The 19,753-nt window shown below is 65.9% G+C and carries 24 protein-coding genes; 19 read left to right on the top strand and 5 right to left on the bottom strand.

Annotation, left to right across the window (positions count from 1 at the left end; translation table 11 throughout):
* Positions 1-114 precede the first annotated feature (114 nt).
* From ABD050_RS11080 to ABD050_RS11070, 3 genes are all read right to left on the bottom strand, one after another.
* On the bottom strand, positions 115-633 hold the full coding sequence (locus tag ABD050_RS11080) for a cupin domain-containing protein (protein ID WP_343889394.1): 519 nt from the start codon (positions 631-633) through the stop codon (positions 115-117).
* Positions 630-1,727: a Gfo/Idh/MocA family protein gene (locus tag ABD050_RS11075; RefSeq protein ID WP_343889393.1), complete on the bottom strand. Its 1,098-nt coding sequence runs from the start codon at positions 1,725-1,727 to the stop codon at positions 630-632. The genes ABD050_RS11080 and ABD050_RS11075 overlap by 4 nt, the downstream gene beginning before the upstream one ends.
* A gap of 132 nt (positions 1,728-1,859) precedes the next feature.
* Positions 1,860-2,384: a DUF1993 domain-containing protein gene (locus ABD050_RS11070; protein ID WP_343889392.1), complete on the bottom strand. Its 525-nt coding sequence runs from the start codon at positions 2,382-2,384 to the stop codon at positions 1,860-1,862.
* Between the two features lie 133 nt (positions 2,385-2,517).
* Here ABD050_RS11070 and ABD050_RS11065 point away from each other — a divergent pair, with 133 nt between their 5' ends.
* From ABD050_RS11065 to thiE, 4 genes are read left to right on the top strand one after another with little or no spacing between them, the layout of a single operon-like run.
* A complete protein-coding gene (locus tag ABD050_RS11065; protein ID WP_343889391.1) occupies positions 2,518-3,426 on the top strand; it encodes a class I fructose-bisphosphate aldolase in 909 nt (302 codons plus the stop codon).
* Positions 3,423-3,830: a putative quinol monooxygenase gene (locus ABD050_RS11060; RefSeq protein ID WP_343889390.1), complete on the top strand. Its 408-nt coding sequence runs from the start codon at positions 3,423-3,425 to the stop codon at positions 3,828-3,830. The genes ABD050_RS11065 and ABD050_RS11060 overlap by 4 nt, the downstream gene beginning before the upstream one ends.
* Positions 3,827-4,501 (top strand): O-methyltransferase, encoded by a 675-nt coding sequence (locus ABD050_RS11055; protein WP_343889389.1) that lies wholly within the window; start codon positions 3,827-3,829, stop codon positions 4,499-4,501. Before ABD050_RS11060 ends, ABD050_RS11055 begins: the two co-directional genes overlap by 4 nt.
* Entirely contained in the window at positions 4,498-5,184 is a 687-nt protein-coding gene (gene thiE / locus ABD050_RS11050) for a thiamine phosphate synthase (RefSeq protein ID WP_343889388.1), read from the top strand. The genes ABD050_RS11055 and thiE overlap by 4 nt, the downstream gene beginning before the upstream one ends.
* Here the strand turns inward: thiE and ABD050_RS11045 are convergent, their stop codons facing one another.
* Positions 5,185-6,264, bottom strand: a complete 1,080-nt coding sequence (locus tag ABD050_RS11045) for a potassium channel family protein (protein ID WP_343889386.1) — start codon at positions 6,262-6,264, stop codon at positions 5,185-5,187.
* Between the two features lie 54 nt (positions 6,265-6,318).
* Positions 6,319-6,873 carry a peptidoglycan L,D-endopeptidase MepK gene (locus ABD050_RS11040; RefSeq protein WP_343889385.1) on the bottom strand — a complete coding sequence of 185 codons (555 nt, stop codon included), beginning with the start codon at positions 6,871-6,873 and terminating at the stop codon, positions 6,319-6,321.
* A gap of 80 nt (positions 6,874-6,953) precedes the next feature.
* Between ABD050_RS11040 and ABD050_RS11035 the strand changes: the two genes are divergently transcribed.
* From ABD050_RS11035 to nuoH, 15 genes are all read left to right on the top strand, one after another.
* Positions 6,954-7,970: a L,D-transpeptidase family protein gene (locus tag ABD050_RS11035; protein ID WP_343889383.1), complete on the top strand. Its 1,017-nt coding sequence runs from the start codon at positions 6,954-6,956 to the stop codon at positions 7,968-7,970.
* A 5-nt stretch (positions 7,971-7,975) separates the two neighbouring features.
* Positions 7,976-8,605, top strand: a complete 630-nt coding sequence (locus ABD050_RS11030) for a M23 family metallopeptidase (RefSeq protein ID WP_425542442.1) — start codon at positions 7,976-7,978, stop codon at positions 8,603-8,605.
* A gap of 37 nt (positions 8,606-8,642) precedes the next feature.
* Entirely contained in the window at positions 8,643-9,206 is a 564-nt protein-coding gene (gene efp, locus ABD050_RS11025; protein ID WP_343889381.1) for an elongation factor P, read from the top strand.
* Between the two features lie 120 nt (positions 9,207-9,326).
* A complete protein-coding gene (locus ABD050_RS11020; RefSeq protein ID WP_343889380.1) occupies positions 9,327-10,139 on the top strand; it encodes an inositol monophosphatase family protein in 813 nt (270 codons plus the stop codon).
* Between the two features lie 302 nt (positions 10,140-10,441).
* Positions 10,442-10,816 carry an NADH-quinone oxidoreductase subunit A gene (ndhC, locus tag ABD050_RS11015; RefSeq protein WP_343889379.1) on the top strand — a complete coding sequence of 125 codons (375 nt, stop codon included), beginning with the start codon at positions 10,442-10,444 and terminating at the stop codon, positions 10,814-10,816.
* Positions 10,807-11,349, top strand: a complete 543-nt coding sequence (locus tag ABD050_RS11010; RefSeq protein ID WP_343889378.1) for a NuoB/complex I 20 kDa subunit family protein — start codon at positions 10,807-10,809, stop codon at positions 11,347-11,349. Before ndhC ends, ABD050_RS11010 begins: the two co-directional genes overlap by 10 nt.
* Complete coding sequence (locus tag ABD050_RS11005) at positions 11,346-12,242, top strand: NADH-quinone oxidoreductase subunit C (protein ID WP_343889377.1); 897 nt, start codon at positions 11,346-11,348, stop codon at positions 12,240-12,242. The genes ABD050_RS11010 and ABD050_RS11005 overlap by 4 nt, the downstream gene beginning before the upstream one ends.
* Before the next feature lie 165 nt (positions 12,243-12,407).
* Positions 12,408-13,622, top strand: a complete 1,215-nt coding sequence (locus ABD050_RS11000; RefSeq protein ID WP_425542441.1) for an NADH-quinone oxidoreductase subunit D — start codon at positions 12,408-12,410, stop codon at positions 13,620-13,622.
* Positions 13,619-13,945 (top strand): hypothetical protein, encoded by a 327-nt coding sequence (locus ABD050_RS10995; RefSeq protein ID WP_343889375.1) that lies wholly within the window; start codon positions 13,619-13,621, stop codon positions 13,943-13,945. The genes ABD050_RS11000 and ABD050_RS10995 overlap by 4 nt, the downstream gene beginning before the upstream one ends.
* Positions 13,938-14,315, top strand: coding sequence for a nuclear transport factor 2 family protein (locus ABD050_RS10990; protein WP_425542437.1), 378 nt, complete (start codon positions 13,938-13,940; stop codon positions 14,313-14,315). Before ABD050_RS10995 ends, ABD050_RS10990 begins: the two co-directional genes overlap by 8 nt.
* Positions 14,315-14,983, top strand: a complete 669-nt coding sequence (locus ABD050_RS10985) for a complex I 24 kDa subunit family protein (RefSeq protein WP_343889373.1) — start codon at positions 14,315-14,317, stop codon at positions 14,981-14,983. Before ABD050_RS10990 ends, ABD050_RS10985 begins: the two co-directional genes overlap by 1 nt.
* On the top strand, positions 14,980-15,144 hold the full coding sequence (locus tag ABD050_RS10980) for a hypothetical protein (RefSeq protein WP_343889372.1): 165 nt from the start codon (positions 14,980-14,982) through the stop codon (positions 15,142-15,144). Before ABD050_RS10985 ends, ABD050_RS10980 begins: the two co-directional genes overlap by 4 nt.
* A gap of 4 nt (positions 15,145-15,148) precedes the next feature.
* Complete coding sequence (gene nuoF, locus ABD050_RS10975) at positions 15,149-16,450, top strand: NADH-quinone oxidoreductase subunit NuoF (protein ID WP_343889371.1); 1,302 nt, start codon at positions 15,149-15,151, stop codon at positions 16,448-16,450.
* Positions 16,450-18,450, top strand: a complete 2,001-nt coding sequence (nuoG, locus tag ABD050_RS10970) for an NADH-quinone oxidoreductase subunit NuoG (protein ID WP_343889370.1) — start codon at positions 16,450-16,452, stop codon at positions 18,448-18,450. Before nuoF ends, nuoG begins: the two co-directional genes overlap by 1 nt.
* 175 nt (positions 18,451-18,625) lie before the next feature.
* A complete protein-coding gene (nuoH, locus tag ABD050_RS10965) occupies positions 18,626-19,675 on the top strand; it encodes an NADH-quinone oxidoreductase subunit NuoH (RefSeq protein WP_343889369.1) in 1,050 nt (349 codons plus the stop codon).
* The last annotated feature ends 78 nt before the right edge of the window (positions 19,676-19,753 follow it).

Genomic DNA, 19,753 nt, shown 5'->3' with positions numbered 1-19,753 from the left:
CGGCCTTCGGACGCTGGCAGAGACCATTTGAAGCGCCGCTGGGCGATCATCCTCACGGTGCACGATACGGACGCGCTGGACAATATCACCGCCGCTGCCCCAGCCCGAACCCAATCACCGCCCCGCCTGAGCGATCTTCGTCCCGAGCAGCACAAGCCGCTCGCCGCTGATCCCGAACCAATGCGGCGTCCCCGCCGGCACCAGGAACACATCGCCGGGATGCAGCGACCGCGTGGTGCCGCCCTCGATCCGGCTTCCCTCGATCAGCGTCGGGTTGGTCGTCGCGGGATCGACCAGCCGGCCGCCCGACACCATGGTGCCCTCGCCCGCGACGACCATGACATATTCGGCCTGGCCCGGGTGCGCGGCGGGCTTGCCGGGCCTGGTCCAATATTCGAGCGCCGCCACCGCGTCGCCGCCGCGGACCAGGGGGCGCCACATGAAGCCCTGGCCGGGCTTCAGTGCCTGGCGCATCGCCTCGACCTGCGCCTTGATCTCCGCCGCCGAGGCGTAGCCGGTGGGGTCGGGGAGGGCAGGAGCACCCGCGGTCTGCGCCGCGGCCGCCGAAGACAGCAGGAGCGCGGCGGACAGGAGGGTGGCGGACAGGAGGGTGGGGGGCAGGAGGCGCTTCACAGCTCGATCCTCCGGCCTTCGCGCGCCGAGCGGTAGATCGCCTCGATGATCCGCAGGTCGCGCAGGCCCTCCTCGCCCGAGACGATCGGCTCGCGCCCGCTGGCGATGCACTCGGCGAGGTGATCGAGCTGGCCGGCGAACTGGGTCCTGCCCGGCCCGGGCGGCGGGCTGGTGGTCTCGTGCTCGCGCCCGTCGCGGCCGGTCCACAGATGGTTGCCGTCATAGCGGGTCGCGGGCTCGAGCTCGATCCGGCCCTTGTCGCCGACCGCGATGATATGGTTCTGGTTGGCGCTGTACATGGATTTGCAGCCCGCCACCGCGCCCGAGGGGAAGAGGAGCTGCCAGTCGATCTGGTCCTCCACCTCGTGGAAGCGCGGATCGGTGCGGTCAGTCGATTCGAGCGCCTGCACGGCGACCGGCTCCTCGCCGGTCATGTAGCGCGCGGCCTGGAGCGCGTAGATGCCCATGTCCATCAGCGAGCCGCCGCCGGAAAGCGCGCGCCTGAGGCGCCATTTCGACGGATCGCCCTGGATGAAGCCGTGCTCGGAGCGGACATAGCGGATCCTGCCCGCAGCACCGCTGCGCGCCAGCCGCATCGCCTCGAGGTTGAACGGCTCGAAATGGCAGCGATAGCCGATCATCAGCTTGCGGTTGGCTGCCTTGCACGCAGCGATCATCCGCACGCATTCGGCCGCCGAGACTGCCATCGGCTTCTCGCACATCACATGCTTGCCGGCGCGGGCGGCGCGGATGACATATTCGGCGTGCATCGAATTGGGCAGGCAGACATAGACGATGTCGACGTCGGGATTGTCGCGGATCCGGTCGAAGGTCTCGTAGGAATAGATCGCGCTCTCCGGCAGCCCGTGCTCGGCGGCGACGCGGCGCGCCTTGGCCGGGTCCCCGCTCACCACGGCAGCCAGCCGGCTGTGCGCGCAATTGGCGAATTGCGGAATGATCACCCCGAGCCCGTACATGCCGAGCCCGACAATGGCATAGCCGAGCGGGCGGTCCGGCGCGGCGTGGGCGATGCCGCTCGACAGGAGTGCGGTCGATGCGGCGGCGAGGAGCAGGTCTCGGCGGTCCAGGTCCATTCGGATCACTCCCTGACAGTGGGTGGAAGGTGCGGAAAAATCGAGCGCGGGCAATAGAGCGGCCGCCCAGCCTATGCCCTCGCGGCGGGCTCCGGAACCGCGACCTTGGTCGGTGCCTCCTCCGGGACCCCTCTATGCCGGCCTGGTCCGCAGCCGGCCCTCATAGTCGCGCTTGCCGAGGGGAACGCCCCGCGAGCGCAGGATGTCGTAGGCGGTGACGGCGTGGAAATGGAAGTGCGGCAGCGAGAAGGAGAGGATGAAGGTCTCCGACGTGAAGGCGAGCATCCGCGGGCCGATCTGAAGATTCAGCTCCTTGCCCGCCCAAGTGTTGACCTCGTCCGCGGTGAACGCCTCCAGCGCCGTTTCCGCCCTGGCGATCATGGCCTGCAGCTCAGCGAAGGGGACCGGCCCGACCAGACCGGGCGGGGTGAAGACGCCGGTCTTCAGCGCCTTCACTCCCCAGACGCTATGGTGCCATGCCGCTTCGATCTGAAAATGAAAGGGGGCCATGTCGCCGAAAAGGCGCTCGTTTACGACGCTGTCGGGATCGACGCCCGTCTCCTCGAAATGCGCGGCGGCACGGCCGAGAAAGCCGCCGATGGCCTGCACGGTCTGCAGGAAGGTCGGCACGCTGAGATCGTAGAGGGATGTCGGCATCGGCTGGCTCCGGCTGGTGATTGGATGCCAGCTTCCGGGGCAGGTCGCAACGCGCTGCGGCGCATTGTTGCCCCTTGCGCCATCGCCCGCTAACAGCCCGGCATCATATCACTTCAGCGCCGAGGGAATCACGATGACGCCGCAGGTCAAGGCCATTCTCGCAAACTACGAGTCGGACAATCCCGGCGTTAAGGCGAACCTCGCGCGCATCCTGATGCAGGGCCATCTCGGCGGCACCGGCAAGCTGATCATCCTGCCCGTCGACCAGGGCTTCGAGCACGGCCCGGCGCGCAGCTTCGCGGTCAACCCGCCGGCCTATGATCCGCATTATCACTGGCAGCTCGCGATCGACGCCGGCCTCTCCGCCTTCGCCGCCCCGCTCGGCATGATCGAGGCCGGCGCCGGCACCTTTGCCGGCCAGGTGCCGACCATCCTCAAGGTCAACAGCTCGAACAGCTGGGCGCAGGGCGCCAACCAGGCAGTCACCGGCAGCGTCGAGGACGCGCTCCGGCTCGGCTGCTCGGCGATCGGCTTCACCATCTATCCCGGCTCGGATCATCTGAACGACATGATCGGCCAGATCCGCGACATGTCGGCCGAGGCGAAGTCGGTCGGCATCGCGACGGTCATCTGGTCCTATCCGCGCGGCGGCATCCTGCCCAAGTCGGGCGAGCTCGCGCTCGATGTCGGCGCCTATGCCGCGCACATGGCCGCCCTGCTCGGCGCGCACATCATCAAGGTGAAGCTGCCCAGCGACCATATCGAGCAGAAGGAAGCCAAGCCGTTGTACGAGGGCACTGACTGGTCGAAGCAATCGGACCGGGTGAAGCATGTCGTTCAGTCGAGCTTCGCGGGCCGGCGGATCGTGGTGTTTTCGGGCGGCGCCGCCAAGGGCGAGGACGCCGTCTATCAGGACGCGCGCGACATTCGCGACGGCGGCGGCAACGGCTCGATCATCGGCCGCAACACCTTCCAGCGGCCGCGCGACGAGGCATTGGCGATGCTCGCCAAGCTGGTGAGGATCTACAAGGGCGAGGAGTGAGCCAGCCGCCCGTCATTGGCCGGCGCGGGCTTGTCGGCGGCGCGGTTGCGATCGCGGTGATCGGCAGGGCTGCTGCGGCGATGACGGGAGACGCCACGGCGGGAGATGGGGCGATGTTCGGTACGATCGGGCGGATCAAGGCAATTGCCGGGCAGCGGGACGCGCTTGCGGCGATCCTCGCCGGCGGATCCGGGGGAATGCCAGGCTGCATCAGCTATATCGTCGCCGAGGACCTTGCCGATGCCGACGCGCTCTGGGTCACCGAGATCTGGGAAAGCAGGGAAGCGCACCAGGCATCGCTGGCGCTCCCCGCGGTGCGCGAGGCGATCGGCAAGGGCCGGCCGCTGATCGCCTCCTTCGACAGCGGCGCGCAGACCAGGCCGATCAGCGGGGTGCGCCGATGAGCGACCCGACCTGGATCGCGGTCGACGATTATATCGGCGCGCACCTGCTCGGGCCTGACGCGGCGCTCGACGCGGCGCTTGCCGCCAACGCGGCGGGTGGCCTGCCGGCGATCGACGTCTCGGCGGCGCAGGGCAAGATGCTCCACCTGTTCGCGCGCATCGCCGGCGCGAAGCGAATCCTCGAGGTCGGCACGCTCGGCGGCTATTCGACGATCTGGCTGGCGCGGGCGCTGCCCGAGGGCGGCCAGCTGGTGACGCTCGAGCTTGAGCCGCACCATGCCGAGGTTGCCCGGGGCAATATCGCCCGTGCCGGGCTGGCCGACCGGGTCGAAGTCCGGGTCGGGCCGGCGATCGCGACGCTCGACGCAATGATCGCGGCCGGCGAGGGGCCGTTCGACCTGATCTTCATCGACGCCGACAAGCCGGGCAATGTCGCCTATCTGGGCGCCGCGATCGCGCTCGGCAGGCCGGGCACGGCGATCATCGTCGATAATGTCGTCCGCGAGGGCGGGGTGCTCGATGCGGCCAGCGACGATCCCCGCATCCAGGGCACCCGTGCGCTGTTCGAGGCGGTCGCCGCCGAGCCGCGGCTGAGCGCGACGGCGGTGCAGACGGTCGGCGCAAAGAAATGGGATGGATTCCTGCTGGCCGTGCTAGGCGCGCCGGCATGACAGACGACGATCGCCTCGACCCGCTTGAATCGGATTTCGCCGAGCAGTTTACCCGCGACATCCGCCGGCCGCCCTGCCAGCTCTATCTCGTTTCCCCGCTCGACGTGACCGGCGACTTCGCCGCCCGGCTCGCGCGCGCGTTCGATGCCGGGCCGGTCGCTGCGTTCCAGCTGCGGCTGAAGGGCATCGACCAGCATGAGGCGGTGCGCCTCGGCGAACCGCTCCGCGCGCTCTGCGCCGAGCGCGAGGTGGCGTTCATCGTCAATGACAGCATCGCGCTCGCCAAGCGGCTCGGGGCTGACGGCGTTCATCTCGGCCAGGATGATGGCGACCCGCGCGAGGCGCGCGCCGAGCTCGGCCCGGCGGCGCAGATCGGCGTCACCTGCCACGACAGCCGCCACCTCGCGATGGAAGCGGGCGAGGCGGGTGCCGACTATGTCGCGTTCGGCAGCTTCTATCCGACCACGACCAAGGAGGTCAGCCATCGGCCCGAGCCGGTGATCCTGAGCTGGTGGTCGACCCTGTTCGAAATCCCCTGCGTCGCGATCGGCGGGATCACGCCGGCCAATGCAGCGCCGCTGGTCAAGGCGGGGGCGGATTTCATCGCCGCGTCGAGCGCGGTCTGGGGCGGGGACGAGGCGGCTGCGGTCAAGGCGTTCGCGGCGGTGCTCGCGGAGCGCTGATCAGTAACGGGCGCGGCCGACCCGGTTGTCGGCCCTGGTGGTGAACAATTTTCGCGCGGTCGCGCCCGAATCGCGGACCAGCACCATCACTTCGTCACCGACCTGAATCTGCTCGTCGCTTGCCGGCCGGGCGATCGCCTCGCCGTTTCGCTTGATCTGGACGATGAAGAAGGCACCGCCGCCCTGCCGCTCGGCATCGCCGACGGTGAGGCTCGACATGGCAGCGCCCTCCCGGGCGATCACCAGTTCGAGGTCGAGGCCGAGTTCGCCAAGGTCGCGCCGGGCCTCGTCGAGCCGGCCATCGGCGGCGAGGTCGGCGCTCGCCGGAAACAGGATCATCCGCGCGATCCGCTCGGCGCCGATATGAGTCGGCATCACCACCTGATGCGCCCCGGCGCGGAGCAGCTTGCGCTCAGTGGTCGGCGCCTCGCCGCGCGCGATGATCTCGAGCTTGAGGTTGAGGTTGTGCGCGCTGAGCGTGATGAAGACATTGGCTGCGTCATCCGGCAGCACGGTCGCCAGCACCCGGGCCCGCTCGATCCCGGCGCCGAGCAGCACCTCCTCCTCGGTCGCGTCGCCAGTGATATACAAATGCCCCGCCGCCTCGATCTCGGCGAGCCGGGCGGCATCGCGCTCGATGATCACCAGCGGCATGCCCGCCGCCGCCAGGTCGCGCGCCAGCATCACCCCGATCCGCCCATAGCCGCAGATGATCGCGTGGCCCGACAGCTTGTCGATGCGGCTCTGCATTCGGTTCGCTCCCAATATCTGTCTGAGTTGCAGGACGGTCATTACCTGGACCAGCGCGCTGGTCAGCAGGATCATGCCGGTGCAGCCGAGGATCATGGTGCTGACGGTGACGGCATGGAGATAGGTCGTGTCGATCGGCCGGATCTCGCGATAGCCGACCGAATAGACGGTGAGCAGCACCATGTAGAAGGCGTCGGTGAGGCTCCAGCCGGCGGCCATATAGGCCAGGGTCGCGACCACCACGACCGTCCCGACGAAGATCAGGACGGAGACGAGATTTCGGACCGGGGAGCCAAGGACGCTTTCGGCGTCGGCGAAGATCTTGCGCACGGATGGGGAGTGTGGCGAAGCCGCCCCCCTCTGTCCAGCGCTGCGGCGGTCAGATCACCAGCGGCGCACCGGCCCGCTGTCGACATGGACGAAGCCGTCGCGCGGATAATAGCCGACCCCGCCGCCGCCCAGCGCGAGCGCCGCGCCGTGAAGCCGCGCGAGCGACACGCCGGGCACCATGATGTCGGTCGCCTTGCCGAGCATATGTTGGCTCTGGCTCGCGACGCCGGTATGCGAACCGCCGGCGGCGCGCAGCGCCGCGTTGGTCCTGGGCGAGCGATAGCCCGAGATCAGGCCGATCTGAGTCCTGCCGCTGAGATCGAGCTTTTCGCGCAGCGCCACCAGCAAGGCGAGCAGGTGGTGGTCCATCGCCATCGTCTCGCCGGTGCGCCAGTCGCGCAGGCCGTGATTCAGCTCGGCGAGGCCCTCGGGCACGAAGCGCCCGTTGCGCGCGAACAGGGCATCGACGCTCTCGTTGGTGTGGACGTTGCGGATCGCGAGGCGCCATTCGCCGCCCATCGCCCCACCCATCGCCCTCGCGGGCATCGGAAAGGCGAGCGCAGCGCCGCCCGCGACCGCGCCGCCGATCAGCGCGCGGCGCGACAGCATAGGGCCCTCAGCTCGTTGCGGCGTGGAAACAAGCCGTTCGTCTATCGTTGAATGCATGGACTGATAGTTAGGAATTTGATTTGACGAAGAAAACAGCCCTCGCCTCAGCCTGTCTGGCGCTTTGCACCCTTGGTCCCGTTAGTGCGCGGGCAGAGGGAACCAATGCTGCCGCGACGCAAACGGTCGATCGCAACATCCTTCATGTCCAGGTGATCCTCGATCATCTCGGCTTCTCGCCGGGCGTCCTTTACGGCCATCAGGGCAAGTCCCTCGTCGCCGCGCTCAAGGGCTTTCAGGAGTCGCGCGGGTTGGAGCGGACCGGCAAGATCGATCAGCCGACTCTGCTCGCTCTCCATCCCTATGCCGCGTGGCGCCCCACCCGCACGCTGGCGCTGACCGCGGATGCGCTTGCCGGGCCCTATGTGAATCCGTTCCCCAAGGATCCGCAGGAACAAGCCAAGCTGCCGGCGCTCGGCTATCGCTCGCCGATGGAGAAGCTGGCCGAGATGTTCCATACCACGCCACAGGTGCTGCTCGCGCTCAACAGCCCCGAGACCCGGCTCGCGGCCGGGTCGCCTGTCGTGTTTCCCAACGCGCTGCCGGACTCGCGCGCTTATGATCCGAAGCTGCCCGCCACCTGGCGCAAGACGCTGTCCGATCTCAACGTCGACGCCAACCAGCCCCAGGGCGTGAAGATCGTGGTCGACAAGTCGGATCAGGTTTTGCGCGTGCTCGACAAGGACGACAAGCTCGTCGCGCAATTCCAGGCTACGATGGGCAGCACGCATGATCCGCTGCCGCTCGGCGCCTGGAAGATCCAGGGCGCGAGCTATAATCCGACCTTCAACTATAACCCCGACCTGTTCTGGGACGCGAAGAGCAGTGCGAAAGCGGCAAAGCTGCCTGCCGGACCCAACGGACCGGTCGGCGTGGTCTGGCTTGATCTGAACATCCCGCATTACGGCATTCACGGCACGCCGGAGCCGAGCACGATCGGCCGCGCAGAAAGCCATGGCTGCATCCGCCTGACCAACTGGGACGCGGCCCGCCTGTCGCTGATGGTGAAGATCGGCACGCCGGCGATCTTCCAGGAATGATTGTCCTGCGGCGCCTCGGCTATGCCTTTCTGACGGTGATCTGCCTGATCGCCGGCGCCTATGTGGCGCTGGTGCTGTTCGGCCGGACGCTGCCCGATGCGCCGCAATCGGGAACCGGGCCGGGCAGGGTGACGACAATGACGTCGACCACCACCACAAGCTCCTCGCATCGGCTGGGGGGCGCGGGCGGGCCCTTGCTCGCCGTCCCCGTCGCGGGAGTCGCCCGGTCGTCGATCAGCGACAGCTGGGGCGATCCCCGCGAGAACGGTTTGCGCAGCCATCACGGCACTGACATCATGGCGCCGGGCGGCACGCCGGTCAGCGCCGCGGCGCCCGGCACCGTCGAGAAATTGTGGAACAGCGCGGCCGGCGGCACGACCATCTATATCCGGTCGCCCAATCGTGACTGGACCTATTATTATGCCCATCTCTCGGGTTATGCGCCGGGCCTGCATGAAGGGCAGGTGGTGAAGACCGGCGATCTACTCGGCTTTGTCGGCGATACCGGCGATGCCGGCGCAGGCAATTTCCATCTCCATTTCGGGCTGACCCGCACCACGCCCGATCAGCATTGGTATCAGGGCGAGGATGTCGATCCCTATCCCTACCTTGCCGGGAAGCCCTCCTCTCGTTAAAGCGCGCCCCTTCGCTCTTTCCAGATACAGGCACCCCATGAAGATCAACGCGGTCGAGATTCGTCCCGGCAATATCCTCGAATATGAAGGCGGCATCTGGCGCGCGGTGAAAATCCAGCACACCCAGCCCGGCAAGGGCGGCGCCTATATGCAGGTCGAGATGAAGAACCTCATCGACGGCCGCAAGAACAATGTCCGCTTCCGCTCGGCCGAGAGCCTCGAGAAGGTGCGGCTCGAGACGACCGATTTCCAGTTCCTCTTCCGCGAGGGCGACCAGCTGACCTTCATGGACAAGGTCAATTACGAGCAGATCACGCTCCCGGCCGATCTGCTCGGCGATGCCGCCGCTTTCCTGCAGGACGGCATGGACGTGGTCATGGAGCTCTGGGAGGAGCGCCCGATTTCGGTGCAGCTCCCCGACCAGATCGAGGCGCTGATCGTCGAAGCGGATGCAGTGGTGAAGGGCCAGACGGCCTCCTCCAGCTACAAGCCGGCGATCCTCGAAAATGGCGTGCGCGTAATGGTGCCGCCGCATATCGGCGCCGGCACGCGGATCGTGGTCGATGTCTATGAGCAGACTTACGTCCGCCGCGCGGATTAAAAGTCCCCCTCCCGCTTGCGGGAAGGGCTAGGGGAGGGCGTGTTACGGGCCTCACGTCTCCCACTAAATTGACAGGCCCTCCCCCGACCCCTCCCGCAAGCGGGAGGGGGGAGAATTGCATTGGTTTCCCATTCAGGCCTCATCACCGTCATGGACCGCGCCGCGCGCAAGGCTGCGCCGCGCCTGCGGCGTGACTTCAACGAGGTCCAGCAGCTCCAGGTGAGCCGCAAGGGCCCCGCCGACTTCGTCACCATGGCCGATCAGCGCGCCGAGCAGACCATTTTCGAGGAGCTCTCCCGCGCCCGCCCGGACTGGGGCTTCCTGATGGAGGAGCGCGGCGAGATCGCCGGCGACCCGAGCAAGCCGCGCTGGATCGTCGATCCGCTCGACGGCACCACCAACTTCCTCCACGGCATCCCGCATTTCTCGATCTCGATCGCGGTCGAGGAGCCGCTGGCCAATGGCAAGCGCGAGATCACCACAGGCCTCGTCTACCAGCCGATCACTGACGACAGCTTCTGGGCCGAAAAGGGCCGCGGCGCCTGGATGCAGGAACAGCGCCTGCGTGTCTCGGCGCGGCGCGACCTCGCCGATTCGCTGATCGCGACCGGCATCCCCTTCCTCGGCCATGGCAATTTCGCCGAATGGAGTCGCATCTTCGGCGCGATCGCGCCCGAGGTTGCGGGCATCCGCCGTCTCGGCTCGGCCGCGCTCGATCTCGCCTGGGTCGCGGCGGGCCGTTTCGACGGGTTCTGGGAATCGAGCCTCAAGCCCTGGGACGTCGCTGCCGGCATGCTGCTGGTCCGCGAGGCGGGCGGCTTCGTCACCGATTTCCGCGGCGGCGACAAGATGATCGAACGCAGCGAATTCCTGGCGGCGAACGACGTGCTTCAGTCGAAGCTCCACAAGCTGCTGGCCAACGCGCTGCGCTGACTCTTTCCCTCTCCCAGCGGGAGAGGGAGGGGCCCGCCGCGAAGCGGTGGGAGGGTGAGGGTGACGTTTAGTCCCAATCACCCTCATCCGGCGCTGCGCGCCACCAGTTCTGACGAGTGTCGGGTAAACCATGCCCCCGGCATGGTTTAGAAATGCCCGGGGGGCATTTCGACCCGCCGCTCGACAGAACTCCCGCCGGGAGAAGGAGAATAATTGCGAGTGATTCTCACTCCTCGCGCCCTTGCCCACCACATCCCATCGTCCTAAAGCGCCGCATCCCCTTCGCACTTGCGAGAAGCCCATTGTTCGACCTGTCGCACTATCTGCCGATCCTCCTGTTCCTGGGCGTCGCGATCCTGCTGTCGAGCGCGTTCGTTTTCCTGCCGATCATCGCCGCGCGCTTCACCGGCGCGCACAAGCCGACCGCAGAAAAGCTCACTGAATATGAATGCGGCTTCCCCGCCTTCGAGGATTCGCGCAGCCAGTTCGACGTGCGTTTCTATCTCGTCGCGATCCTGTTCATCATCTTCGATCTCGAGGCCGCCTTCATCTATCCCTGGGCGGTGAGCGTCTTCTCGCTCGGCTGGACTGCGTGGTTCGCGATGATGGGCTTCATCGCCGAGCTTGCGCTTGGCCTTGTCTATGCGTGGAAGAAGGGAGCGCTGGAATGGGAGTAGAACTCACCCAGCCGGCCGGCTCGTCGATCATTCCGCCGGACCAGAGCTTCTTCAATGACCTCAACGGTGAGCTGACCGACAAGGGCTTCCTCGTCACCTCGACCGAGGACCTGTTCCACTGGGCGCGCACCGGCTCGCTGTGGTGGATGACCTTCGGCCTCGCCTGCTGCGCGGTCGAGATGATCCACGTCAACATGCCGCGCTACGATCTCGAGCGCTTCGGCGCGGCGCCGCGCGCTTCCCCGCGCCAGTCGGACGTGATGATCGTCGCGGGCACCCTCTGCAACAAGATGGCCCCGGCGCTGCGCCGCGTCTACGACCAGATGTCCGAGCCGAAATATGTGATTTCGATGGGCAGCTGCGCCAATGGCGGGGGCTATTATCATTACAGCTACAGCGTCGTGCGCGGCTGCGACCGGATCGTGCCGGTCGACATCTATGTGCCGGGCTGCCCGCCGACCGCCGAGGCGCTGCTCTACGGCATCATGCAGCTGCAGCGGAAGATCCGCCGCATCGGAACGATTGAACGGTGAGGGCGCCGGCGCCGGCCTATACGGCCAATGACGGGGTGATCGATCGCGCGGCCGGGGCGCTCGGCGGCGCGCTGCTGTCGTCGCTCGACGCTGTCGGCGAAGTCGCGCTGACGGTGGATCGCACCTCGCTCGTCGCGACAATGATCGCGCTGCGCGACACGCCGGGCCTCGAATATCAGCAGCTGATGGAAATCGCGGGGGTCGACTATCCCGAGCGGCCCGATCGCTTCGAAGTGGTCTATTGCCTGCTCTCGCTGACCCGCAACCACCGCATCCGTGTCCATGTCCAGACCGATGAGGAAAAGCCGGTGCCGTCGGTGACCGGCATCTGGCCGGTCGCAGGCTGGCTCGAGCGCGAGGTGTACGACATGTACGGCGTGCTGTTCGAAGGCAATGCCGACCTCCGCCGCATCCTGACCGATTATGGTTTTCGCGGCCACCCGCAGCGCAAGGATTTCCCGCTCACCGGCTATGTCGAGCTGCGCTATTCCGAGGAAGCCAAGCGGGTCGTGTACGAGCCGGTCCAGCTCGCCCAGGATTTCCGCACCTTCGATTTCATGAGCCCATGGGAGGGCGCGGAGTATATCCTCCCGGGCGACGAGAAGGCGAAGCTGCCCGAAGCCAAGGGCGCGCCGACGCCGCTCAAGGCCGACGAGATCGTGAAGGCGGATGCCGCGCAGTCAGCTGCCAAGGCGCCGGCGGCGACCCCGAAGACGACTGAGAGCACAGCGCAGACCGGTGCCGGCAAGGCCTTGCCTGACGCGACGCCGAAGCCGGCCGATCCCGATGTGGTGAAGAAGCCGCGCGCGCCGCGTGCCGCGAAGCCCGCAGCTTCGGGCGATGCGCCTGCTGCGCCGAAGCCTCGCGCGCCGCGCAAGCCGAAGGCGTCGTGATCATGACTTTTCCATATTCCTTCCCCGGCGAAGGCCGGGGCCCAGGTGGGGGATTTTCCTTGGCTGGTGCCGCGCTTCGTTACCTTGACCTTCCCAACTGGGCCCCGGCCTTCGCCGGGGAAGAACAGGGAAGAGGAGGCGCCCGTGGCTGATCATCTCGACGCGATCGAAGGCCATCTGGATGCCGCCGATCCCACCATCGGCGACGTCACGATCCAGAACTACACGATCAATTTCGGCCCGCAGCACCCCGCCGCGCACGGCGTGCTGCGCCTGGTGATGGAGCTTGACGGCGAGATCGTCGAGCGGGTCGATCCGCATATCGGACTGCTCCACCGCGGCACCGAGAAGCTGATCGAATACAAGACGTACATGCAGGCGCTGCCGTATTTCGACCGGCTCGATTATTGCTCGCCGCTCGGCATGGAGCATACGTTCGTCCTCGCGGTCGAGAAATTGCTCGACCTCGAAGTGCCGATCCGCGCTCAATATCTGCGCGTCTTCTTCGCCGAGCTGACCCGCATCTCGAACCACATGCTCAACCTCGGCAGCCATGTGATGGACGTCGGCGCGATGACGCCGAACCTGTGGCTGTTCGAAATCCGCGAGGATTGCCTGAACTTCTTCGAGCGCGTTTCCGGCGCCCGGATGCACTCGAACTATTTCCGGCCCGGCGGCGTGCATCAGGATACGCCGCTCAAGCTGCTGACCGATATCGGCGACTGGCTCGACAAGCGCATGCCGCGCCTGTTCGAGGACGCGATCAGCCTCGTCGCCGACAACCGCATCTTCAAGCAGCGCAACGTCGATATCGCCACCGTCAGCCGTGACGATGCGATCAAATGGGGCTTTTCCGGCCCGATGATCCGCGGCTCGGGCATCCCCTGGGATCTGCGCAAGTCGCAACCCTATGATGTCTATGCGAAGATGGATTTCGAGGTGCCGGTCGGCACGCGCGGCGATTGCTATGACCGGTTCATGGTGCGCGTCGAGGAAGTCCGCCAGTCGATGCGGATCATGAAGCAGTGCTTGTCCGAGATGCCCGAAGGGCCGATCGCCAGCCTGGACCGCAAGGTCGTGCCGCCCAAGCGCGCCGAGATGAAGCGCTCGATGGAGGCGCTGATCCACCACTTCAAGCTCTACACCGAGGGCTTCCATGTGCCGGCGGGCGATGTGTATGTCGCGACCGAAAGCCCCAAGGGCGAGTTCGGCGTCTATCTCGTCGCTGACGGCAGCAACAAGCCCTATCGCTGCAAGATCCGCCCGACCGCGTTCAGCCATCTCCAGGCAATGGACTTCATGGCCAAGGGCCACATGCTCGCCGACACCACCGCCATTCTCGGCGCGATGGACATCGTGTTCGGGGAGTGCGACCGGTGAGAGATCCACTGCTTCCATTGTTCCGCGTGACCGCGGCGGTTGGGCAAATTGGTCCAACGGTTGGCAGTAGCCGGCTTGTGGTTCTATTTTTGATGGCATTTTTTGGTGGAGTGGTTGGCGTCGTGGCGCTCACACTCAACCTTGTTGCGCCGGATTCCGGCATTAGTCATTTTGTGCAGGATCGCTGGCCGGAGATCATATTTGGTTTGATCGGAGTGTTTGTGGCCTATTTTCTGGGTCGGGCTTTCTACGAGAGCTTTTCCGAGTCCACCGAAGAAAGCCGCGCTGCTGCCGAAGCGCAAAGGTCGAACTTGAATGGCTGAAGCACTCCAAACCCTCGCCGATGCCCCGACATCGACCGACCCGCGCCTTGACACCGCGCATCGCATGATCGCGCTCTATAATGCGCAGGATGCCGACGGTTATGTCGCGCTGATGACCGAAGACGCCTGCGAGGCCACCTATCGCGGTGCAGTGCTGCGCGAGGGGCGGGAAGGCGTGCGCTCGGGTCTCAAGGCGATGTTCGCGCAATTCCCGCAGAACCGGGCTGATATCCTGTCCTCGTATCTGCTCGGCGAGACGGTCGTCCTGCACGAGAAAGTGGCACGCGCGCCCGACGGGGATCAGTTCGAGGTCATGTCCATCTATTCCTTCAGCGGCGACAAGGTCGATCGCGTGGAGTTCATCCGCTAATGGCTGAAGCACCCAAAATCCCCGATGAGGCCGAGACCCGCGCACGCTGGGGCTCCTTTGCCTGGACGAAGGAAAACCAGAAGAAAGCGAACGAGATCCTCGGCCGCTATCCCAAGGGCCGCGAGCAATCGGCGTCGCTGCCGCTGCTCGACCTCGCCCAGCGCCAGGTCGGCGCGGACACCAACACGCAAGGCTGGCTGCCGGTGCCGGTGATCGAGTTCGTCGCGCGGGCGATCGGCGTGCCCTATATGCGCGTCTATGAGGTCGCGACCTTCTACACCATGTTCAACATGGCGCCGGTCGGCCGCTATCATGTCCAGGTCTGCGGCACGACGCCGTGCATGCTCGCTGGATCTGACGATGTGCTTGCGGCGTGCAAGAATCGCGGGTTGAGCAAGGGCCATACCACGCCCGACGGCCTGTTCACCCTTACCGAGGTCGAATGCCTGGGTGCCTGCGCGAATGCGCCAATGGTCCAGATCAACGACGACAATTATGAGGACCTCGACTACGATCGCACGACCGCGATCCTCGAGGCGCTCGCTGCCGGCAAGACGCCGACGCCCGGCTCGCAGACCGGGCGCCGCGACAGCTGCCCTGCAGGCGGGCCGACGACGCTCAAGGAAATGGTCGACGGGAATCACGATTACCGGGGAGAATGGGCATGAAGGGCGTAAATCCGATTATTGCCGTGCTGGCCGTTATCGGCGGGCTGGTGATACTGGGCCTGATCCTGCGGATCACCTTCAGCCTGTTGCCGCTGCTGGTCCTGATCGCTCTCGGCGTGTTCGTGTATTTCGTGGTCCAGAACGCGTCGGGTAAAAGGTAGATAGATGCTCGCCGACAAGGATCGTATCTTCACCAATGTCTACGGGTTCCAGTCCTGGGACCTGAAGGCCGCGCGTGTGCGTGGCGATTGGGACAATACCAAGGATTTGATGGCCAGGGGCCAGGACGCGATCATCGATCTGATCAAGGCGTCGGGCCTGCGCGGGCGCGGCGGCGCGGGTTTCCCGACCGGCATGAAGTGGAGCTTCATGCCCAAGGAGCCCAAGCCGGATCGTCCCAGCTTCCTCGTCATCAACGCCGATGAATCCGAGCCGGGCAGCTGCAAGGATCGCGAGATCATGCGGCACGATCCGCACAAGCTGATCGAGGGCGCGCTGATCGCCGGCTATGCGATGCGCGCGCGCGCCGCGTACATCTATATCCGCGGCGAATATATTCGCGAGGCGGAGGTGCTCTTCGCCGCTGTCGCCGAGGCTTATGATGCCGGGCTGATCGGCAAGAATGCCAGCGGATCTGGCTATGATTTCGACGTCTTCGTCCATCGCGGCGCGGGCGCCTATATCTGCGGCGAAGAGACGGCGATGCTCGAAAGCCTCGAGGGCAAGAAGGGCCAGCCGCGGCTGAAGCCGCCTTTCCCGGCGGGTGCGGGCCTGTACGGCATGCCGACCACGGTCAACAATGTGGAGTCGATCGCGGTCGCGCCGACGATCCTGCGGCGTGGGGCCGAATGGTTCGCGTCCTTCGGGGCCGAGGGCAATCGCGGCACCAAGCTGTTCCAGATCTCGGGCCATGTGAACAAGCCCTGCGTGGTCGAGGAAGCGATGAGCATCCCGTTCCGCGAGCTGATCGAGAAGCATTGCGGCGGCATTCGCGGCGGGTGGGACAATCTGCTCGCGGTGATCCCGGGTGGCTCCTCGGTGCCGCTGGTACCGGCAGCGCAGATCATGGACTGTGCGATGGATTTCGACGGGCTGAAGGCGGTCGGTTCCGGCCTCGGCACCGCGGCGGTGATCGTGATGGACAAGTCGACCGATATCGTCCGCGCCATTTCGCGTATCTCCTATTTCTACAAACATGAGAGCTGCGGCCAGTGCACGCCGTGCCGCGAGGGCACCGGCTGGATGTGGCGCGTGATGGAGCGGCTGCGCACCGGAGATGCCGATGTCTCCGAGATCGACACGCTGCAACAGGTGACCAAGCAGATCGAGGGCCACACCATCTGCGCGCTCGGCGACGCGGCGGCCTGGCCGATCCAGGGGCTGATCCGCCATTTCCGGCCCGAGCTTGAGCGGCGGATCAAGGAGCGCGGGGGCGACCTCGCCCCGATGATGGAAGCGGCGGAATAATGCCCAAACTCAAAGTCGACGGAATCGAGATCGAGGTGCCGCAGGGCGCCACCGTGCTGCAGGCGTGCGAGATCGCCGGCAAGGAGATCCCGCGCTTCTGTTATCATGAGCGGCTGTCAATCGCCGGCAATTGCCGGATGTGCCTCGTCGAGGTGAAGCCTGGGCCACCCAAACCCCAGGCGAGCTGCGCGCTGCCGGCGGCTGACAATCAGGAGGTCTTCACCAACAGCCCGATGGTGAAGAATGCGCGCGAAGGCGTGATGGAATTCCTGCTGATCAACCACCCGCTCGATTGCCCGATCTGCGATCAGGGCGGCGAGTGCGACCTGCAGGACCAGAGCCTGGCCTATGGCCGCGGGCATTCGCGCTATGACGAGAACAAGCGCGCGGTCACCGAGAAATATATGGGGCCGATCGTCAAGACGGTGATGACGCGGTGCATCCAGTGCACCCGCTGCATTCGTTTCGCCGAGGAAGTCGCCGGCGTCGAGGAGATCGGCGCGATCGGGCGCGGCGAGGATATGCAGATCACCTCCTATCTCGAAAGCGCGGTGACGAGCGAGCTGTCGGGCAATGTCGTCGATCTCTGCCCGGTCGGCGCGCTGACCTCAAAGCCTTACGCTTTCGAGGCGCGGCCCTGGGAGCTGAAGAAGACGCTGACGATCGACGTGATGGACGCGGTCGGCACCAATATCCGCCTCGATTCACGCGGCCGCCAGGTGCTGCGCTGCCTCCCCGTGATCAACGAGGACGTCAACGAGGAGTGGGCGACCGACAAGACCCGCCATGCGGTCGACGGGCTGGTGCGGCGGCGGCTTGACCGGCCCTATGTCCGCAAGGACGGCCGTCTGGTCGAAGCTGGCTGGGACGAAGCCTTTGCGGCGATCGCGGCGGTGAAGCCCGGCAAGAGCGTCGCCGCGATCCATGGCGACCTGCTCGATTGCGAGACGATGTACGCGGCCAAGGCGCTGCTCGCCTCGATGGGCTCGACCCTGCTCGAAGGCCGGCAGACCGGCATGGATTACGACACGTCGAGCCTCGCCGCGGTCAATTTCAACACCACGATTGCAGGCGCCGAGACGGCCGACGCGATCCTGCTGGTCGGCACCAATCTGCGCTGGGAAGCGCCGTTGGTGAACACGCGGATCCGCAAGGCGATCAAGAAGGGCGCTAAGGTCTTCGCGATCGGACCGGAGACCGATCTCACCTACAAGGTCGAATGGCTCGGCAATGATCTCGGCCTGCTCGGCAAGCTGCCCGAGGCCGTCGCGGACGCGTTCGGAAAGGCCGAGCGCCCGATGGTGATCGTCGGCGGGGCTGCGCTCAAGGGCGGGCACGGCGCCGCGCTGGCGCTTGCGAAGTCGCTCAACCTGGTGCGGGACGGCTGGAACGGCTTCAACGTCGTCCATATGGCCGCGGCGCGAATGGGCGGGCTGATGCTTGGCCTCGCGCAGAAGGGCGGCATTGCCGATATCGTCGCGGCCAAGCCCAAGCTGGTTTTCTTCCTCGGCGCCGACGAGGTGGATTTCTCCAAATTCGCCAAGAGCTTCAAGGTCTATATCGGCCATCACGGCGACAAGGGCGCGGCGGCGGCTGATGTCGTGCTGCCGGGCGCCAGCTATGCCGAGAAGTCGGGCACATGGGTCAATCTCGAGGGCCGGGTCCAGCGGGGCGAGCGCGCCGTGTTCCCGCCCGGCGATGCGCGCGACGACTGGACGATCCTGCGGGCGCTCTCCGCGGTGATGGGCAAGACGCTGCCGTTCGACACGATCGAGGAACTGCGCGCGGCGATGGCTGTCGATACGCCCGATCTGGCGACGCTCGGCCTGAAGACGTTCGCCTGGAGCCCGCCCGCGCTCGACGCGAAGGGTGAGGGCGAAGTCACCTATCCGATCAAGGATTTCTACCTGACCAACGCCATCTGCCGGGCCAGCCCGACGATGCAGCGCTGCTCGGCCGAGATTCTCCACGGCGAGGAATTCGCGGAGGCAGCGGAGTGATGAAGTCTAATCATAAGCTGCGCTCCATCGCGCTCCCTCTCCCAGCGGGAGAGGGAAGGGGCCCGCGCCGTAGGCGTGGGAAGGGTGAGGGTGAAGCCTCGCGCCTCACCCTCCTGTCACCCTCACCCTTCCGCCGCTTCGCGGCTCCCTCCCTCTCCCGCTGGGAGAGGGAAGCATGACCGCCTTCTTCACCTCTCACGGCATGGACTATGGCTGGGCCTGGTTCCTCGCCACGATCATCGGCATTCTCGTCATCGCGCTGCCGCTGATGCTGGCTGTCGCCATGATCATCTATGCCGATCGCAAGATCTGGGCGGCGATGGCGCTGCGCCGCGGCCCCAATGTCGTCGGTCCGTTCGGCTTGCTGCAGAGCTTTGCCGACGGCCTGAAGGTGTTCCTGCAGGAAACCATCATTCCGTCGAGCGCCAACAAGGGCCTGTTCCTGCTGGCGCCGATCATCACCTTCACCGTCGCGCTGATCGTGTGGGCGGTGGTGCCGTTCCAGGCCGGCGTGGTGCTCGCTGACATCAATGTCGGGCTGCTCTACGTGCTCGCCGCCTCGTCGCTCGGCGTGTACGGCATCATCCTGGCGGGCTGGTCGTCCAACTCGAAATACCCCTTCTTCTCGGCGATCCGCGCCGCGGCGCAGATGGTGAGTTACGAGGTTGCGATCGGCTTCGTGCTGATCTCGGTCGTGCTGTGGGCGGGCAGCTTCAACCTCTCGACCATCGTGCTGGCGCAGAAGGGGCTGTACGGCTTCGCTAACGGCTTCATCTTCAACCCGCTGCTGTTCCCGATGGCGATCGTGTTCTTCATCTCGTCGCTCGCGGAGACCCAGCGCGCGCCGTTCGACCTGACCGAGGCGGAGAGCGAACTCGTCGCCGGCTATCAGACCGAATATTCGTCGATGAGCTTCGCGCTGTTCTGGCTCGGTGAATATGCCAACGTCATCCTGATGTGCGCGCTCAACGCGACGCTCTTCTGGGGCGGCTGGCTGCCGCCGCTCGACTGGGCGCCACTCTATCTGGTGCCGGGCATCATCTGGCTGTTCGCCAAGATGCTGTTCTTCTTCTTCGTCTTCAGCTGGGTGAAGGCGACCGTCCCGCGCTACCGCTACGACCAGCTGATGCGGCTGGGCTGGAAGATCTTCCTGCCGCTGTCGCTGTTCTGGGTGTTCCTCGTGTCCGGGTTCCTGATGCTCACCCGCGTTGGAGTTCCGTCGTGATTGGGGCTGTGTCTCTCCTCGCCTTGGCGGCCGGATCGACTCAGTGCCTATTGGCTGGTCCGTCGTCGACTGTCACAC

Source organism: Sphingomonas oligophenolica, assembly GCF_039522915.1.
In the GTDB taxonomy this organism is placed as follows: Bacteria; Pseudomonadota; Alphaproteobacteria; order Sphingomonadales; family Sphingomonadaceae; genus Sphingomonas; species Sphingomonas oligophenolica.
The sequence above is the reverse complement of the archived record's forward strand: the minus strand, read 5'-3'. Positions and strand labels throughout refer to the sequence as shown.

What these genes read in the sequence shown, in the direction of transcription:
- ABD050_RS11075 (WP_343889393.1), bottom strand. Translation starts at nt 1,727, where the DNA reads ATGGACCTGGACCGCCGAGACCTGCTCCTCGCCGCCGCATCGACCGCA.
- ABD050_RS11070 (WP_343889392.1), bottom strand. Translation starts at nt 2,384, where the DNA reads ATGCCGACATCCCTCTACGATCTCAGCGTGCCGACCTTCCTGCAGACC.
- ABD050_RS11065 (WP_343889391.1), top strand. Translation starts at nt 2,518, where the DNA reads ATGACGCCGCAGGTCAAGGCCATTCTCGCAAACTACGAGTCGGACAAT.
- ABD050_RS11055 (WP_343889389.1), top strand. Translation starts at nt 3,827, where the DNA reads ATGAGCGACCCGACCTGGATCGCGGTCGACGATTATATCGGCGCGCAC.
- thiE (WP_343889388.1), top strand. Translation starts at nt 4,498, where the DNA reads ATGACAGACGACGATCGCCTCGACCCGCTTGAATCGGATTTCGCCGAG.
- ABD050_RS11040 (WP_343889385.1), bottom strand. Translation starts at nt 6,873, where the DNA reads ATGCTGTCGCGCCGCGCGCTGATCGGCGGCGCGGTCGCGGGCGGCGCT.
- efp (WP_343889381.1), top strand. Translation starts at nt 8,643, where the DNA reads ATGAAGATCAACGCGGTCGAGATTCGTCCCGGCAATATCCTCGAATAT.
- ABD050_RS11010 (WP_343889378.1), top strand. Translation starts at nt 10,807, where the DNA reads ATGGGAGTAGAACTCACCCAGCCGGCCGGCTCGTCGATCATTCCGCCG.
- ABD050_RS10990 (WP_425542437.1), top strand. Translation starts at nt 13,938, where the DNA reads ATGGCTGAAGCACTCCAAACCCTCGCCGATGCCCCGACATCGACCGAC.
- ABD050_RS10985 (WP_343889373.1), top strand. Translation starts at nt 14,315, where the DNA reads ATGGCTGAAGCACCCAAAATCCCCGATGAGGCCGAGACCCGCGCACGC.
- ABD050_RS10980 (WP_343889372.1), top strand. Translation starts at nt 14,980, where the DNA reads ATGAAGGGCGTAAATCCGATTATTGCCGTGCTGGCCGTTATCGGCGGG.
- nuoF (WP_343889371.1), top strand. Translation starts at nt 15,149, where the DNA reads ATGCTCGCCGACAAGGATCGTATCTTCACCAATGTCTACGGGTTCCAG.
- nuoG (WP_343889370.1), top strand. Translation starts at nt 16,450, where the DNA reads ATGCCCAAACTCAAAGTCGACGGAATCGAGATCGAGGTGCCGCAGGGC.
- nuoH (WP_343889369.1), top strand. Translation starts at nt 18,626, where the DNA reads ATGACCGCCTTCTTCACCTCTCACGGCATGGACTATGGCTGGGCCTGG.